This window comes from Embleya sp. NPDC059213 (assembly GCF_042754445.1).
Lineage (GTDB): Bacteria > Actinomycetota > Actinomycetes > Streptomycetales > Streptomycetaceae > Embleya.
The window spans coordinates 13,216-29,325 of sequence record NZ_JBHZAV010000075.1 but is presented as its reverse complement, the minus strand read 5'-3'; the positions used below and the strand labels follow the sequence as shown (position 1 = coordinate 29,325).

Below are 16,110 nucleotides of genomic sequence, written 5' to 3'. Positions count from 1 at the left end.
TCTCCTCCCACCGACAGGAGCAGCATCGCCATGTCGCAAAGCACCGCCGCCTCCGCCGTCGCATCGCCGACCCCGACCGGACCCGCCGCCCTGCCCCGCCGCTGGTTGATCCTCGCGGTGATCGCCCTCGCACAGGTCACCGTGGTCCTGGACGCCACGATCGTCAACATCGCGCTGCCGTCCGCCCAGCAGGACCTGGGCTTCTCCGACGGCAACCGCCAATGGGTGGTCACCGCCTACGCCCTCGCCTTCGGCAGCCTGCTCCTGCTCGGCGGCCGGATCGCCGACCTGTTCGGTCGCCGAAACGCCTTCCTGATCGGCCTGTTCGGCTTCGCCCTGGCCTCCGCCGCCGGTGGCGCCGCGCCCAACTTCGAGGTCCTGGTCGCCGCCCGCGCGCTCCAGGGCGTGTTCGGCGCCCTCCTCGCACCCGCCGCGCTGTCCCTGCTCACCACCACCTTCACCGACCCGGGCGAACGCGCCAAGGCGTTCGGCGTGTTCGGCGCCGTGGCCGGTGCGGGTGGTGGCGTGGGGCTGCTGCTGGGCGGCCTGCTGACCCAGCACCTGGACTGGCGCTGGTGCCTGTACGTCAACCTGATCCTGGCCGGTGCCGCGATCGTCGGCGGCTTCCTCCTGCTCGGCAGGCACGAACCCGCCGCCGACCGCCCCCGCCTGGACCTGCCCGGCACGTTGGCCGTCTCGGCCGGGTTGTTCGCGCTCGTCTACGGCTTCTCCCGCGCGGAAAGCGACGGCTGGAGCGATCCGATCACCTACGGCTGCCTGATCGCCGCCGCCGCGTTGTTGGCCGTCTTCGTCCGGATCCAGGGCTCCGTCGCCAATCCGCTCCTGCCGCTTCGCGTGGTCGTCGACCGCGACCGGGGTGCCGCACTGCTGGGCATGCTGATCTCCGGCGCCGGGATGTTCGGCATGTTCCTCTTCCTGACCTTCTACATGCAGCAGACCCTGCACTACAGCCCGGTGCGGACCGGACTGTCGTTCCTGCCCATGGTGTTCGGCATCATGATCACCGCGACCAGCGCGACCGTGATACTGCTCCCCCGATTCGGCCCCAAGCCGATCGTGCCGACCGGAATGGGCCTGGCCGCCCTGGGACTTCTCTACCTGACCCGTCTGGACCTGGACAGCGGCTACGCGGGCGACCTGATGCCCGGCCTGATCGCCTTCGGCGCCGGGGTGGGACTGGTGATCGCACCGTGCATGAGCGCGGCCACCTTCGGCGTGCGCGCGGAGGACGCCGGGGTCGCCTCCGCCGCCGTCAACACCGTCCAGCAGGTGGGTGGTTCGGTGGGCATCGCGCTGCTGAGCACACTGGCCGCCACGGCGGGATCCGACTACCTCGACGGCCGGCAGCCCAGCCCGGAAGCCTTCGCCCACGCCGCCCTGGAGAGCTACGCGACCGCCTATCGCTGGTCCGCCGCGTTCTTCGCGATCGGCCTGCTCGTCACCGCCGTCCTCTTCCGGCCCGGCGCGCCGGCCCCCGCCTCGAAGACGGCCCCCGCCGTGCACATGTGATCCCACCCGGCGGGCCGTCCGGACGCGGCGGCCCACCGGGTGCAGTACTCCACGTGGATCTCCCGGGCGCCGGGCGCCGGGATTCTGTCCAACCCGTGGAACTCGGTGCAAAAATGCCCATGGTTGGGGTGCCCGGGCACGAACCCGGGCCCCTCGCGGGCCACATCGAGGAACCGTCCGGCGGTTTCCCGGAACACCTTTGCGGTCCCGGTCATGAACAACGTGTCCGCGTGCACGTGTTGCCGAAACAGGTCACGGTTCTCCCGGTGGTGCCGCGCCCGATGGTCGATGTCGGGCCCCTCGCCCGGGCCGACTCCCGCCGGTTCCACGGTCTGCGGCCGGCCCGCGTCCAGCCGCGCCCGCACCTGCTTCCGTCGCGAGGGCGCGAACTGCATCGCCCGAGGCACCAACGCCACGTCGAGCCGCCGTCCTTCCCCGAAGGCCCCGGCCGGCGGGGGATTGCCCCGCATCGGCAGGTGGATCAACGATCGGGGCGAACGGGCCGCCAACAACCACAGTCCGCCGATCACCGCAGCTGCCTCCCGGTCCGGATACGCCCCCAGGTACGCGTCGAGATCCAGTACCACCCCGCGCGCCAACCCGCACGCGGGGCGCACGACTCGTATCTCCTCCCCGCGCACCGGGCCCGCGACACCATCACCGGAATCTTCACGCCCCACCCCTACCGCATCCCCCGCCACGCCCGCATCCACGATTCGCCGCATCCCGGGCAATGCCGCACGTCCGGAGGGTCGTTCGATGCGTCCGGTGGGTGCGGTAGCGTGCCGGTTGGGTGCGTAACGTGATGGATGTAGGACTATCGGTTATTTTGATCATCGGTTTTTGCTAGGGTCGATCCCGAGGCGAGTGTGCCCCCGCGATGGGGCCGCGCCGCGATTCGCGCGTTCGCCGGATGCGGACCACCTGACGACACGGATCACACGACACCCGACTTTCCACGACCCCCTCCGGGGGTCCGCGCCCGCACGTGTGAGGGCGGTTCGACGGTGCCCGCAGCCGGGCACCCGGGCCTGGGCCGGGGTGTGCGGCACACGAACCGATGTGCGGGGTACGGCGATTCGGCATGCCCGACGGGTACGGGTCGCCTCGGCTGACGAGAGGTCAGGGCCGTTGATGCAAACGTTGTTCAGGGGATGGGGGCGGGTCGCCGGGTTGTTCCCGGGGCCCGGTGATCTGGTGGCGGTGCGTCGTGCACCGGGGCGCGATCTGTTGGCGGGCCTCACCGTCGCGGTGGTCGCCCTGCCACTGGCACTGGCGTTCGGGGTGGCGTCGGGGGTCGGGGCGCAGGCCGGGCTGGTGACGGCGGTGGTCGCGGGGGCGTTGGCGGCCGTGTTCGGCGGATCCAACCTCCAGGTGTCCGGACCGACCGGGGCGATGACCGTGGTACTGGTGCCGGTCGTGCAACGGCACGGCACCGAGGGGGTGTTGATGGTCGGCCTGCTGGCCGGCGTGCTGCTGGTCGCGGTCGCGGTACTGCGCCTGGGCCGGGCCGCGAAGTACCTGCCGTTACCCGTCGTCGAGGGCTTCACCGCGGGCATCGCCGTGGTGATCGCCCTGCAACAGGTACCGGCCGCGTTGGGCGCGGCGGGCGAGGGCGAGAAGGTGTGGCAGGTCGCCGCACACGCCACCGTGCGCTTCCTCGAACATCCCGACGCCGACGCGCCGGCGATGGCCCTGGGCGTCGCGGCGCTGCTCCTGGTCGGCGCCCGTTGGCGGCCGGGCGTACCCTTCTCGCTGCTCGCGGTGGCCGCCGCGACCCTCCTGGCCGAGGCACTGCCCACCCTCGACGTGGCCCGCATCGGCGCACTGCCCAACGGCCTCCCCGCCCCGTCCCTGGCCTTCTTCGACGCGTCGATGCTGGTCGTGCTGCTGCCGTCGGCCCTGGCCGTGGCCGCCCTGGCCGGCCTCGAATCGCTGCTCTGCGCAAGCGTGGCCGACGGCATGACCACCGGCCAACGGCACGACCCCGATCGCGAACTCTTCGGCCAGGGCCTCGCCAACCTGGCCACCCCCCTGTTCGGCGGCGTCCCGGCCACGGCGGCCATCGCCCGCACCGCCGTCAACGTCCGCGCCGGCGCCTCCTCGCGGCTCGCCGCGCTCACCCACGCCCTGGTGCTCGCGGTGATCGTCTTCAGCGCGGCCGGCCTGGTCTCCCACATCCCGCTGCCCGCCCTGGCCGGCGTACTGCTGGCCACGTGCGTGCGGATGGTCCAGGTGTCCACGCTGACCGCACTCGCCCGCTCCACCCGCGCCGACGCCGCCGTACTCGCGGTCACCTTCGTGGTGACCGTCGCGGTGGACCTGGTCACCGCCGTGGTGATCGGCATCGGCCTCGCCGTGGTCCTGGCCCTGCGCCAGGTGACCCGCTCGGCCCGCCTGGAACCGATCCCGCTACCGGCCGACGAAACCGAACCCGAACCCGAGACCGGTGCCGAGATCGCAGCCGAGACCGAGACCACACCCGCCGCCCCGCACCCGCACCGCCGCATCGCCGTGTTCCGCCTCGACGGACCCCTGTTCTTCCCCGCCGCCCACCGCCTGGTCACCCGGTTGTCCGAGGTACAGGGCGTCCAGGTGGTGATCCTGCGGATGTCCCGGGTGACCGCGATCGACGCGACCGGCGCCGGCGTCCTGGGCGAGGCGATCACCGACCTGGAGGCACGCGGCGTCACCGTGCTGCTCTCCGGCGTCCAGCCGGACCACGATCAGGTCCTGGACGCGCTGCGGATCGCCGAACACCTGCGCCGGGACCACCTGGTCTTCCCCGACACCCGCGGCGCGATCGGCCACGCCCGCGAACTCGTCCGGGCCGACCGCCCGAAACCGGCGGCGCACTGACGGCGCGCGACTGCCGCCGCAGCCCGCCGCTACTCGCCCAGGTAGTGGAACGCGAGCCAGAACACGCCGCCGATGATGTGCGTGACGAACAGGAAAAAGCAGAGCCAGATCAGGATGCCCTTCTCGGTCTGCTTCTGCGTCTCCCGAGGCCGCCGCGCCGGCGCCGAGGGGGCGGCGGGCGGGGCGGGCTCCGGGGTGGGTTCGGTCATCACGTTTCCTCGGGTCAAGGCGGCGTACGAAGTCGGCACGGAGCACCCGACCAAAGTGCACGACCGGGCTGCCCCGCCACGGTAACCGCTGTGCCCGAGCCACCCGCCCGCGACCACCCGCCGCCCGGGCGCACCGCCCCGCTCCCTCGGCCGGCTCCCCCGCCGCCCCGCCGCTCAGCCCTGCCGCTCCGCCAGCACGTCGAGCAGCCGACCGATGCGATTGCTGATGATCATGTCCACCCCCATGTCCAGCAACCGGCGCATCACCCGCGGCGAGTCCACCGTCCAGGCGCTCACCCCGTACCCGTCCGCGTGGCAGCGGGCGACCGAGGCCGCGTCGTACGCCCGCCAGCGCAGGTTGATGTACTCCGGCCGCAGGTCGCGCAACACCGCCGGCTCCGGCACCCGGGCGAACGAGTCGCCGCTGAGCCCGATGTGCGCGTCCGCCGCGTGCTCGCGCACCCGACCCATCGCCACCGGCCCGCCGACGTACAGGATCTGTTCGTTCACCCCGTGCCGGGCCACCGCCTCGACCGCGGGCTCGGCCAGTTCGATCTCGCCGAAGTCGACCATCAACCCGCCCCTGGTGCCCTTGATCAGCTCCAACGCCTCGTCGAAGCTGGGCACTCGATACTTCCCGCGCCGGCCGATCTCGCGCACCTGAGCCAGGGTCAGTTCGCGTACGTGCGCGTTGCGCCACCACAACCGACGCAGCGTCGCGTCGTGCAGCAGCACCAGATGCCCGTCCCGGGTGACCTCCAGGTCGATCTCGACCAGATCCGCGCCCCGGTTCAGCGCGCTGGCCAACGACGGCAGGGTGTTCTCCCGAAAGCGCCGGGGGTCGCCTCGGTGGGCCACGGCCAGGGTCACGACAAGCCTCTCGATCGGGGACCGGCGGGCACACCGTACACGTCGGTCGGCCGACCCGACCTCATCGCGCGGACGGGCCGTCCGACAGGCCGAATCCGTGCAGCAGGGTGTCCACGATCCGGGTCGCGAGCACGTCCGCGTCCTGGCCCCGGTCGTCCTGCGCGGCCTCGTGGATCAGCGCGTAGTAGACGCGTCGGGTCCAGTCCAGGTCCACGTCCGGGCGCAGCAGTCCGACCTCGCGCGCCCGTCGGAAGAGCCGATCGCAGCGATCGAGCACGTCGGTGTGCACGTGCGCCACCTCGGGGTCGTCGGTGCGCAGCGCGTTCATCGCGAAGCCCCACGCGATCTTCACCCGCAGCACGTTCGCGGTCACCTGGTACAGCGCGACCGCGGGCGGCGTGTTGTCCGGGCGGGCCGCGGTCACCGCGTCGTGGAACTGCCGCGTGGCCCACCCGGTCATCGCCACGATCAACGCCTCGCGGGTCGCGAAGCGACGGTGCACCGTCGTCCTGGCCACGCCGGCGGCCTCCGCGATCTGCTCCATCGTGGCCGCCGGGTTGGCACTGAGCACCCGTTCGGCCGCCTCCAGGATCGCCCGCACGGTGCGCTCGGCGTCCGCTCGCAGCGGTCGCGGCCGGTCACTGGTCCCGCCTGCCTTGGAAGTCACCCCCGAACTGTACGTCAGAGTCGCTATTCCACCTCTACTTGCAACATCAATGACGCATCTTCTAAGTTAATGGCGTCACTGAAGAGCCATTTAGCGCATGCGGCACCCGTGGTTCGTCACGCCCAAGCCCGCGATCCCCATATCCCGAATATCCCGAAAATCCTGTACCAGAGGGAGCCCTCATGGACCTGCGCCTCAACGACAAGACCGCCCTGGTGACCGGTGCGAGCCGAGGCATCGGCCTGGCGATCGTGACCACTCTTCGCGACGAGGGTGTGCGGGTCCTGGCCGCCGCCCGCACCATCACCCCGGAGCTGGCCGCGACCGGCGCCCACACCATGGCGGTGGACCTGGCCCGTGCGGACGGACCGATCCGACTCGCCGAACGCGCCGCGGCCGAGTTCGGCCGGCTCGACGTCCTGGTCAACAACGTCGGCGGCGGGGACGCGGCCGACAACGATCAGACCGGCGGCTTCCTGAGCTTCACCGACGAGCAATGGCTGGCCTCGTTCGAACTGAACTTCCTGGCCGCCGTGCGCACCACCCGCGCCACCCTGCCCGCACTGATCGAGGCGCGCGGCGCGATCGTGAACATCTCCTCGCTCGGCGCCCGGGCGCCGCACCACGGCCCGGTGCCGTACACGAGCACCAAGGCCGCGCTGACCGCGTTCGGCAAGGCCCTCGCCGAGGAGTTCGGCCCGCAGGGCGTCCGGGTCAACACGGTCTCCCCCGGCGCGGTGCGCACCGCGATGTGGGAGGCGCCGGACGGCTACGGCGCCCAACTGGCCGCGTCCATGGGCCTGTCCCACGAGCAGTTGCTCGCCGTTCTCCCCGGCGCGACCGGCGTGCTCACCGGCCGCTTCGTCGAACCCGCCGAGGTGGCGAGCACCGTCGCCTACCTGGTCTCCCCGCTCGCCGGCAGCGTGACCGGCACCGACCACCTCGTGGACGGCGGCGCCCACAAGGCCGCCTGAACCGAACCAGCCCCCGGGCGCGACCGGGCCGCCCCGAAAAGGGCCCCGTCGCGCCCCGGATCGGCGGCGCCGGCGCACCGCGACCTCACCCCACCCGCGGTCGCACCCCCAGCGCCGGCAACACCGTCTCGCCGACCCGATACGCCTCCTCCAACAGCGGATTGCCGGACAGGATGAACGTGTCCACGCCCAGCGCCTCGAACTCCTGGAGGCGCTCGATCACCTGCGCCGTACTGCCCACCACCGCCGTGCCCGGCCCGGGCCGGAACAGCCCCATCCCGGGCCACAGGTTCGGGTAGACCTCCAACTCCCGTGCCCGGGCCGGCACCCGGCCCCCGTGCTGGCGGAACTGCCGCTCCCACCCGACCCCGTCCGCGTCCGCCGCCTGCCCCAATTGCCGGGCGTAGGTCGCATGGCTGGTCACCTCCAGCAGCCGATCGGCCGCCGCCCACGCCTCGTTCTCGCTCTCCCGCACGATCAGGTGCAGCCGCAGACCGACCCGCAGCTCCCGTCCGTGCGCGGCGGCGCGTTCGCGCACCCGCTCCAGCTTCTCCTTGAGCAGATGCGGCGGTTCACCCCAGGTCAGATAGACGTCGACCTGCTCGGCGGCCATCTCGATACCGGCCGGGGACGAGCCGCCGAACCACAGCGGAACGTGCCCGCCGTCGCGCCGCAACTCGCGAAGCCCCGCACCGGCCTGCCGCAGGTCGTAGAACCTGCCCTTGTGGTCGAACACCTCGCCGGAGGTGAGCCGCTTGACGATCGACCAGTATTCGGCACTCAGTTCGTACCGCTCGTCGTGGTCCAGATGCAGTCCGTACTCACGAAGGCCCTCGGTCGAACCGTTGACCACGTTGAAGCGCAACCGCCCCGCACCGAACAACGCCTCGAAGCTCAGCGCCATCTTCGCCAGCAACGTCGGCGCGATCAGCCCCGGATGCACCGCGAGCAGCGGCCGGAACGTCGGCGCGGCGGCGGCCAGCACACTGCCCAGCGACCACACGTCGTACAGGTCGGTCGCCAGCAGTGCACCGCTGAAGCCCAACCGGTCCACCGCGCCGCCGAGTTGCTGGAGATAGGCCAGATCGACCGGACGCCGCCCGGCGGGCTCCCACGGATACGGCCCCTCGCGCGGGATCACGTACCACAACAATTCGGCGCTCATCGGGCACCCCCGTGCGCCGGTGCGAGCACCTCGGCGACCCGGGCCGCCGGGCCGGCGGCCTGCGCGGCGGCCACGGTGATCGTCCGGTCGATGAAGCCGCCGGCCGCGAAGATGTCCGCCGCCTCCTGCTGCTCGGCGATGAACGAGGCGGGCACCGGCTCCAGTTGCCACGGCAGCGCGGCCAGCGCCTCGGCCCAGTCCGCCCGTGTCCCCGGCAGTTCGGCCGCGTGCAGTTCGGCCGCCTCGTCGAGGTGCGTCGCCGCCCACTCGTCGGCCCGGCGCAGCGCGGCCACCACGATCGAGAGCAACTCGGTGCGTTCCTCGGCGAACGCCCGGCTCGCGAAGAACACCGAGCGGTCGGTGATCACCTCGCCGACGCGGAGCAACACCCGCAGCCCGGGCTCGCGCCGCGCCGCGACCAACTCCGGCCCCTGCGCGACCCACCCGGCGATCTCCCCGGCGCGCAGCCGCGCGGCCTGGTCCCGGCCGGCCTCCGGGCGCACCGGGGTGATGTCGTCCCGGTAGGACAAACCGACGTCGTTCAGCGCCTTGGCCACGAAGTGGGTCTGCCACGAGCCGATGCTCAGCACGACCGTGCCGTCCTTGAGGTCCGCCGGGCCCCGGACCGGACCCTCGTCGGCGACCAACAGCGCGCCGTGCTCGGGCCGGGGTGCGGACACCGCGACGTAGACGAGATCGTGGCCCTGCGCCTGGCCGACGATCGGCGGCGTGGAGCCGGTCCCGCCGAAGTCGATGGTGCCGTCGCCGAGCAGTTCGCCGACTCGGGTGCCCTCCACGGGCACCCAGGTCACACTTTCGCCCAGCGGCTCCAGGGCACGTTCCAGGATGCCCAGGCGGGCGAGCAGGTACAGCGACGGGTTGCTGCCGTGGACACCGATGGTGACGGTCATTCAGATCACTCCGGTCGAAGACGGGGAGGAGGACAGGGACAGAGAGGCGGCCATGGGCGCGGCGGCGGCAGGGGCGGGAGCGGGAGCGGTGTGCACCCCGAGGTCGGCGAGCAGTCGTCGCCGCAGCGCCGCGAACGCCGGATCGGTGGGGTCGCGCGGCCGATCGACGGCGACCACCTCGTCGGTGACCAGGTGTCCGTCGCGCAACACCGCGACCCGGTCGGCCAGCCGGATCGCCTCCTCGACGTCGTGCGTGACCAACAGCACGGCGGGCCGGTGTACCCGGCACAACTCGCCGACCAGGTCCTGCATGCGCATCCGGGTGAGTGCGTCCAGTGCCGCGAACGGTTCGTCCAGGAGCAGCAGTTCCGGCTCGCGAACCAACGCCCGCGCGAGGGCGACGCGCTGTGCCTCGCCACCGGACAGGGTCGCCGGCCAGGCTTGGGCATGCCCTTCCAGGCCGACCTCGGTCAGCGCGCGCAGCCCGGTGTCCCGGGTCGCCCGACCCCCCGGCAGGCCGACCACCACGTTGCCCAACACCCGCTTGGAGGGCACCAGACGCGGTTCCTGGAAGACGATGGTGCGGGCCTCGGGGACCAGGACGGTGCCGCCGTCGCTGCGATCGAGCGCGCCCAGGATGCGCAGCAGCGTGGTCTTGCCGGTACCGCTGGCCCCGAGCAGCGCGACGAACTCGCCGCGCGCGATGTCCAGATCGACGCCGTCCAGCACGGCGCGGGGGCCGAACTCCCGGCGCAGGCCCCGGATGTGTACCGCGATCTCGGCGCTCATCGGCCCGCTCCGTGACCCTGGCCGCGCCACGGCATCAGCACCCGTTCGAGGATGCGTACGATCATGTCCGCGAACAGTCCCAGGATCGCGTAGACCAGGATGCAGACGGTGAGGATGTCGGTGCGCGAGAAGCTCTGCGCCTGGCTCATCAGATAGCCGATCCCCGCCGTGGAGTTGATCTCCTCGGCCGCGATCAGCGCGATCACGCTCAGCGTCATGGACAGCCGCAACCCGGACAGCAGTGCGGGCAGTGCTCCGGGCAGGACCACCTCACGCACCAGGGCGATCCGGCCGACGCCGAAGCTACGCATCGCCTCGACCAGCTTGCGATCCACGTTGCGCACCCCGCCGGAGGCGGAGACGTACATCGGGAACGCGGTGGCCACCGCGATCAGGATCACCCGGGCCGATTCACCGATGCCGAACCACACCATGAACAGCGGGACCAAAGCCAGGAAGGGCACCGTGCGCAGCAACTGCACGGAGGAGTCGAGGAGTTCCTCGCCGAGTCGGGAGAAGCCGGTGAGCACGCCCAGGGCCAGCCCGATGGTCAGCCCGAAGACCAGGCCCAGGCCGGCGCGGCCCAGCGACACGCGGAGTGCGTCCGGGAGTTGGCCGTTGTCCCACATCTCGCGCGCGGCGCGCAGCACGTCGGCGGGCGAGCCGAGCAGGTCGGGGCTGAGCGCGCCGCTGTGCGAGGCCCAGGCCCAGCCGCCGATCAGCGCGAGCGGACCGATGGTGCGCAGCGCGGGGCTGAGGAAACGCGGCCGCGGGCGTGGCAGTCGCGGGCGCGGGGTCACCAGGCCGGGATACTCGCGCGTGCGGGCTTCGGCGGCGACCTGTGTGGGCGCGGTCATCCGGTCGCTCCGGCGAGGGTGGCCACGTCCAGCAGGTGCGGCTTGACGTCGACCAGGCTCGGGGTGACCTTCTGGTCCAGGAAGAACTTGGCGACCTTGCCGAAGCGCTCCACGTCGGCGGGCCGGATCGGCTCGACCGTCGCGCCCTGCCTGGTGAAGTCGGCCTGGACGCGCTTGGGTTCGGCGCCGTACGCGGTGGGCCCGGAGTCGGTGAAGACGTTGATGTACGCGGCCGGGTCGGCGATCTCCTTGGTGCCGGCCTCGTGCAGGTAGGCGTAGAAGGCCTTGATCACCTCGGGGTGCTTGTCCGCGAACGCGTTGCGCACCGCCCAGACCGAGTAGTTGTCCGAGCCGAGCGCGCGGCCGTCGGCGAGGAAGCGGGCGTTGCCGGAGGCCAGCGCGGGCACCGAGTAGGTGGCCCAGGTGGCCCACGCGTCGACCTGACCGGCGGCGAACACCGGTGCGGTCTGGTCGGCCCGCAGGTAGACCCGCTCGACCTTGTCCGCCGGGATGCCCGCCTGTTCGAGCGCGGCCAGCAGCAGGTATTCGCTGGTCCCACCCTGCGAGCAGGCCACCTTCTTGCCGACCAGGTCCCGGATCGAGTCGATCTTCGAGTCGCTCTTCACCAGGATGCCCTCGCCGGCGAGGTCGGGGGCGGTGGCGCCGAACAGCTTGAAGCTCGGCTTTTGTCCGAGCGCGGCGACGGCGGAGGTGATCGAGCCGAGCGCGACGTCGAGTTGGCCGGCGTTGATGGCCTGTGCGGCCGGTGCGAACGGGCCCGCGCTGCCGGTCCACGAGACCTTGGCGCCGACCTTGGCCAACGCCGCGTCCAGCGATCCGTCCTTCTTGCCGAGCGCGAGTACACCGTTGTTGCCGGGGTCGGGAATCCGCAGCGTCACCCCCGCCTTGGCGTCGCCGCCGGTGGACGCCTTGGCGTCCTTCGACGAGGAGCCGCAGCCGGTCAGCCCGATCAGCGTCGCGGTCGCGAGCGCGACGGCGGACAGCAGACGGGTGCGACGAGGGGACCGGCTACTCATGGGATGCCTCCAACGTGGATATGCGGGACGGTTCGGGGTCGAGCGACGATGCGGATGTGGTTGCCCGGCCGAGCGCCCCGGCCGAGTCGGGGTTACGCGGGGACGATCGGGTCGGTGTGCGGCGTGCGTCGGCGAGTTCGCGGGCCAGCCGCAGCGGCTCGGGGGCCGCCCACGCGTGCACGTCCACCGGCGCGGCCAGGAAGCCCTGCGCGTGCAGGAAGCGTTCCTGCCGGGCGAGCAGGTCCAGCCGTTCCGGCGACAGGTCGATCCGCAGCGTGTCCGGGCCGAGTTCGCGGTACGCGCCGGCCACCCCGAGCGCGCCCGCGCCGGTCTCGGCGCCCAGGATCCGGGCCACCTCGGCGGGATGCCCGGGGGCCCAGTCGGCGGCCTCGACCAACACCGCGAGGAACCGGGTGACCAACTCCGGGTGGTGGTCCAACAGATCCTGGTGCACCGTGATCGGCCGGGGCGTGCCGTTGTTGATCCGGGCCGCGGGGTCGATCGCCGCGTCCAGGTCGATCGCCACCACCGCGCCGTGCCGCGCGGCGGCCTCGACCGCGAGCGCGCCCTTGACGTAGACGGCGTCCACCTCACCGCGGCCGAGCGCGGCCAACTCGGCTTCCCACTGCCCGATTCCGGCCGCCGCGGGCACCTCGACCGGGTGCGCGTCGGCCAGGCTCGCACCGGCGAGCGAGAGCGCTCCCGCGAAGCCGTGCAGGGCCATCGCCCGCCAGAAGTCGATCGCGATGTCGTGCCGGGGAACAGCCAGCCGCACACCGCGCAACTGCTCGGGGGCGGCGATGCCGCTGTCCGCCCGGACCAGGATCGCCTGGCTCTCCTCGATCCAGGTCAGCCCGACCAGCCGGGTCGCCTCGCCCCGCGAACGCGCCCACAGCGCGGGCACGTTGCCGCCCTCGCGGAAGAGTCCGGGCAGCGCGTGCGTGTAGTGGTGGTCGGCGGCCACCTCGGCCGGGACGTCCTGGAGCGAACGCACGGTGATGCCCTCGGCCGCGAACTCGGCGTCGAGCAGGCCCAGATCGGCCGCGATGCCGGTGGCGGTGGGGACGGGACAGCGGGTGAACCACAGTTCGTCGGGACGGGCGCCGGTCACGGCGGTCATGGCGATACTTCCGTTCGCGTTCGTAGCGGCGGCGAGGGGGTCCGCGGCCCGGCTGGGCACGGCGCGGATCGACCCGGGACCGAACCGGTCCGGGCAGGGGGCAACGGATCATGCGAGGTGACGACCTACGCTGCGCGGACGCCGCGACAAGCAGGTGCGCAGGCACAGGCGCAGACGACGGCGCAGATGCCGACGCCGACGGTTCGATCAGCGGCGATCAGCGGCAATCGCATCGATCGTCGGGCGCGGGGGTACGCAGCTTCGGTGCGGCGGTGGTTCAGCGACAGCCGGCGCTGGCGACGCGCGCGAGGTCGATGTGCCGGCGGCTGGTGAGCAGCGCGCGGGCGGTGGAGAGCGGCGCGGTGTACAACGCGTCTGCGGACACCGGGGCCTCCCTCTCGATTTCGTCGATCACCGGCGCGGTCGAGCGCCGGCGCACCGAATGGTGCATCGGCTGGATCCTGGCACGATCCACACCGTACGATCAAACCTTCCCACGATGTGGGATGTCCGGATGCGCTCCGACGCGATCCGTGGCACACAGTCGTCCATCGGCTTGCCGTATGGTGAAAACCTGCTGTCGAACGGCGAGTTGGGGGATGTCGGTGGACACGCCGGACACGATGCACCCGGAAGAAGACGCGCCGAACGTCGCGGACCCCCCGGCCGCGCACGCGCCGCGCGCGACCGCCGCACCGTCCGGGGCGCAGGCCGTGCAACGGGCGCTGGGCATCCTGCACTGTTTCCGGGCCACCGGCACCGATCTGAGCGCCTCGGACATCGCCCGTCGGCTGAGCCTGTCGGTGTCCACCGCCCATCGCCTGGCCCGCACCCTGGTCGGCGCGGGCTTCCTCGATCAGGACGACCGCACCAGCCGCTACCGACTGGGCCCGGTGGTCGCCGAGCTGGGCCTGCTGGCCTACCACCAACGCGGCCTGCACCACGCGGCACCCGAGTTGGAGCAGTTGTCCCGGCGTACCTCGGCGACCTCCGACCTGGCCATCCGCAGCGGCCGGCATGCGCTGGTCCTGGTCGGCAGTTCGGTACAACCCGGCACGGGGCTCGGGCTGCGCCGCCCACTGCACTCGACCGCACTGGGCAAGGTGCTGCTGGCCTGGGCGGATCCGGCGGACGGCGGGCTGGAGCCGCTGTTGCCGCTCGCCCCGCAGACCGCGCGCACCGTGGTGGATCCGGTCGCGCTACAGGCCCAGTTGCAGGCCGCCCGGGCGATCGGCTACGCGCTCAACGACGGCGAATCGGTGCCGGGGGTGCGCACCCTGGCGGTGCCGATCCTGAACCGGGCCGGCCACGCGCACGCCGCCCTGGCCGTGCGGTCCACGCCCGCCGTGATGACCGACGAGCGCATCCCGTGGTTCCGCGATCGGGCCCAGGCGTGCGCCGACGCCCTGGAGGTACTGCTGCTGCCGCCGCATCGCCGTCGGCTGCGCGAGTCGGGGCTGCCCACGGAATAGGGCGGGGCCGACGCGAAAAGGGGTCCGCCCCACACCTTCGGTCGGAAGGCGCGGGGCGGACCCGGAATCGAGCGGCGGTCAGGCCGCGGCGACCAGCGCGTCGCGACCGAGCGCGCGGGTGCGAGTGGCCGTGACGGTCGTGGGCGACCCGGCCTTGCCCGCCGACTTGGGGGCGAACACCGCCAGTCGCAGGAAGACGAACCGGGCCAGTCCGGCGATGCCCGAGGCGACGAGGTAGGTGCCCTGCTCGACCATGATGCTCGGCGCGGCCTGGACCGCGTGCAGGCCGAGCATCGCCGCCGTGGTGAACAGGTAGGCGACCGCCGCCGAACCGCCCGCCTGGAAGTGCGCCTTGAGGTCGGCGCGGCCCGCCCGGAAGGCGAACCGGCTGTGCAGCTCGGTCGCCAGGATGGTGCCGGCCACGGTGACGATCGCGTTGGCGACCGGGATCGGCAGGTGTCCGGAGAGCGCGACGAGCGCGGCGCTGGAGGCCAGCCCCGTACCGCCACCGAAGACCACGAAGCGAGCGAAGGAGGCGACCGTACCGGGCGTCGACGGCTGAGTGGTGTTCTGCTCTGCGACCCGGCTGCGGTTGTTCACGTGACTCTCCTTGACCCCCTGCGAGCCCTGTCGGCCCGTCGGATCAAACCTAGGGATCGCGCAACACATTCCCCATGGGGCCCACTTCCCTCTCTCGGTAGGGCTGGCCCCACCCCGCTCCGGCGGGTTCACCCCGGGGCGATGTGAACGCCGGCACAGCCGGGAGCGACGAAGTGACGGCGACAATCCATATCGAATGCGGGCAAACCTCCGCCGGTTTCCGTCGATCGTGACCCCTCCCCCGCCCTTCCGAGCATCGACCGGCCGTCGATGTCTGCCTCGTCACACCACACCGTGTGTGCCACATCACTCACGCGGGGCGACATTCGCCCCCAGGTGTACCGAGAGGCGACCCCGGCCGGCGAACCGAGGCCCGAGCCCGAACCCGGGCCGCCGAACCGTCTCCATCCACATGGGTGAGGCGACCCGGTAGCATTAGTTTGGTGAGCACACGAATCGCGGACCTCGGCACCGGCGGCGCACCCCTGCTCGGCGAGCCGCTGCCGGTGGAGCTGGCCAACACCCGCTACGCGGTGCGGGGCGTGCCGCACGAGGGCCTGGCCGAACCGGAACACCTGGCCGCCTGGCTGCGCGACATCGCGCCGCGCCTGGCCGGCCCGCCCTCGGAGGCCGCGCTGCTCGCGGTGGACGCGGCGGACCTGGCGGCGGTACTCGACCTGCGCGAGTGCGTCGCCGCGCTGCTGCGGGCCGCGATGACGGACACCGCGCCGGCCGCCGACGTGCCGACCCGGCTCAACGCGTACACCCGCGCGGCGCCGCGCTGGCGCGAGCTGACCTGGCCGACGGCGGACACCCGCACCGAGGCGGCGCCGATCGCCGCGGTGCTGGCCGAGCTGGCGAACGCCACGATCGACCTGGTCACCGGTCCCGACCGGGCCGAGCTGCGGCCCTGTCACGGCCCGGGGTGCGTGCTGCACTTCGTCAAGAACAACCCGCGCCGCGAATGGTGCTCCGCCGGCTGCGGCAACCGCGCCCGGGTGGCCCGGCACTACCAGCGCACCAAGAACGCTCCCCAGGCGTGAGCCCGCC

Annotated in this window: 17 protein-coding genes; 5 read left to right on the top strand and 12 right to left on the bottom strand. The window is 72.4% G+C overall.

Annotation, left to right across the window (positions count from 1 at the left end):
- Positions 1 to 30 precede the first annotated feature (30 nt).
- Positions 31 to 1,530: an MFS transporter gene (locus ACFXMF_RS26095; protein ID WP_379988488.1), complete on the top strand. Its 1,500-nt coding sequence runs from the start codon at positions 31 to 33 to the stop codon at positions 1,528 to 1,530.
- Here ACFXMF_RS26095 and ACFXMF_RS26090 read toward each other — a convergent pair.
- Positions 1,419 to 2,147 (bottom strand): hypothetical protein, encoded by a 729-nt coding sequence (locus ACFXMF_RS26090; RefSeq protein WP_379988489.1) that lies wholly within the window; start codon positions 2,145 to 2,147, stop codon positions 1,419 to 1,421. The genes ACFXMF_RS26095 and ACFXMF_RS26090 overlap by 112 nt on opposite strands.
- Positions 2,148 to 2,664: 517 nt before the next feature.
- Between ACFXMF_RS26090 and ACFXMF_RS26085 the strand changes: the two genes are divergently transcribed.
- Complete coding sequence (locus tag ACFXMF_RS26085; protein ID WP_379988490.1) at positions 2,665 to 4,389, top strand: SulP family inorganic anion transporter; 1,725 nt, start codon at positions 2,665 to 2,667, stop codon at positions 4,387 to 4,389.
- A 29-nt stretch (positions 4,390 to 4,418) separates the two neighbouring features.
- Here the strand turns inward: ACFXMF_RS26085 and ACFXMF_RS26080 are convergent, their stop codons facing one another.
- From ACFXMF_RS26080 to ACFXMF_RS26070, 3 genes are all read right to left on the bottom strand, one after another.
- Positions 4,419 to 4,598: a hypothetical protein gene (locus ACFXMF_RS26080; RefSeq protein ID WP_360313237.1), complete on the bottom strand. Its 180-nt coding sequence runs from the start codon at positions 4,596 to 4,598 to the stop codon at positions 4,419 to 4,421.
- Positions 4,599 to 4,772: 174 nt separating this feature from the next.
- On the bottom strand, positions 4,773 to 5,468 hold the full coding sequence (locus tag ACFXMF_RS26075) for a glycerophosphodiester phosphodiesterase (RefSeq protein ID WP_360313239.1): 696 nt from the start codon (positions 5,466 to 5,468) through the stop codon (positions 4,773 to 4,775).
- 61 nt (positions 5,469 to 5,529) lie between these two features.
- Entirely contained in the window at positions 5,530 to 6,135 is a 606-nt protein-coding gene (locus ACFXMF_RS26070) for a TetR/AcrR family transcriptional regulator (RefSeq protein WP_379988491.1), read from the bottom strand.
- 182 nt (positions 6,136 to 6,317) lie between these two features.
- Between ACFXMF_RS26070 and ACFXMF_RS26065 the strand changes: the two genes are divergently transcribed.
- A complete protein-coding gene (locus ACFXMF_RS26065) occupies positions 6,318 to 7,109 on the top strand; it encodes an SDR family oxidoreductase (protein WP_379988492.1) in 792 nt (263 codons plus the stop codon).
- Between the two features lie 85 nt (positions 7,110 to 7,194).
- Here the strand turns inward: ACFXMF_RS26065 and ACFXMF_RS26060 are convergent, their stop codons facing one another.
- The 7 genes from ACFXMF_RS26060 to ACFXMF_RS26030 form a co-directional block, all read right to left on the bottom strand.
- On the bottom strand, positions 7,195 to 8,274 hold the full coding sequence (locus ACFXMF_RS26060; RefSeq protein ID WP_379988493.1) for an LLM class flavin-dependent oxidoreductase: 1,080 nt from the start codon (positions 8,272 to 8,274) through the stop codon (positions 7,195 to 7,197).
- Positions 8,271 to 9,185, bottom strand: a complete 915-nt coding sequence (locus tag ACFXMF_RS26055) for an ABC transporter substrate-binding protein (RefSeq protein WP_360313247.1) — start codon at positions 9,183 to 9,185, stop codon at positions 8,271 to 8,273. Before ACFXMF_RS26055 ends, ACFXMF_RS26060 begins: the two co-directional genes overlap by 4 nt.
- The gene (locus tag ACFXMF_RS26050) at positions 9,186 to 9,974 is read right to left on the bottom strand and encodes an ABC transporter ATP-binding protein (RefSeq protein WP_379988495.1); all 789 of its coding nucleotides are present in this window, start codon (positions 9,972 to 9,974) and stop codon (positions 9,186 to 9,188) included. It abuts the gene before it with no gap.
- Positions 9,971 to 10,831, bottom strand: coding sequence for an ABC transporter permease (locus tag ACFXMF_RS26045; RefSeq protein ID WP_379988496.1), 861 nt, complete (start codon positions 10,829 to 10,831; stop codon positions 9,971 to 9,973). Before ACFXMF_RS26045 ends, ACFXMF_RS26050 begins: the two co-directional genes overlap by 4 nt.
- Positions 10,828 to 11,868 carry an ABC transporter substrate-binding protein gene (locus ACFXMF_RS26040; protein WP_379988497.1) on the bottom strand — a complete coding sequence of 347 codons (1,041 nt, stop codon included), beginning with the start codon at positions 11,866 to 11,868 and terminating at the stop codon, positions 10,828 to 10,830. Before ACFXMF_RS26040 ends, ACFXMF_RS26045 begins: the two co-directional genes overlap by 4 nt.
- Positions 11,861 to 12,988: an ABC transporter substrate-binding protein gene (locus ACFXMF_RS26035; protein WP_379988498.1), complete on the bottom strand. Its 1,128-nt coding sequence runs from the start codon at positions 12,986 to 12,988 to the stop codon at positions 11,861 to 11,863. Before ACFXMF_RS26035 ends, ACFXMF_RS26040 begins: the two co-directional genes overlap by 8 nt.
- 277 nt (positions 12,989 to 13,265) lie before the next feature.
- Positions 13,266 to 13,439: a putative leader peptide gene (locus tag ACFXMF_RS26030; RefSeq protein ID WP_360313257.1), complete on the bottom strand. Its 174-nt coding sequence runs from the start codon at positions 13,437 to 13,439 to the stop codon at positions 13,266 to 13,268.
- Positions 13,440 to 13,611: 172 nt separating this feature from the next.
- Here ACFXMF_RS26030 and ACFXMF_RS26025 point away from each other — a divergent pair, with 172 nt between their 5' ends.
- Positions 13,612 to 14,460 carry an IclR family transcriptional regulator gene (locus ACFXMF_RS26025; RefSeq protein ID WP_379988507.1) on the top strand — a complete coding sequence of 283 codons (849 nt, stop codon included), beginning with the start codon at positions 13,612 to 13,614 and terminating at the stop codon, positions 14,458 to 14,460.
- A 78-nt stretch (positions 14,461 to 14,538) separates the two neighbouring features.
- Here the strand turns inward: ACFXMF_RS26025 and ACFXMF_RS26020 are convergent, their stop codons facing one another.
- Complete coding sequence (locus ACFXMF_RS26020) at positions 14,539 to 15,060, bottom strand: GtrA family protein (protein WP_379988499.1); 522 nt, start codon at positions 15,058 to 15,060, stop codon at positions 14,539 to 14,541.
- Between the two features lie 443 nt (positions 15,061 to 15,503).
- Between ACFXMF_RS26020 and ACFXMF_RS26015 the strand changes: the two genes are divergently transcribed.
- The gene (locus tag ACFXMF_RS26015) at positions 15,504 to 16,103 is read left to right on the top strand and encodes a CGNR zinc finger domain-containing protein (RefSeq protein WP_379988500.1); all 600 of its coding nucleotides are present in this window, start codon (positions 15,504 to 15,506) and stop codon (positions 16,101 to 16,103) included.
- The last annotated feature ends 7 nt before the right edge of the window (positions 16,104 to 16,110 follow it).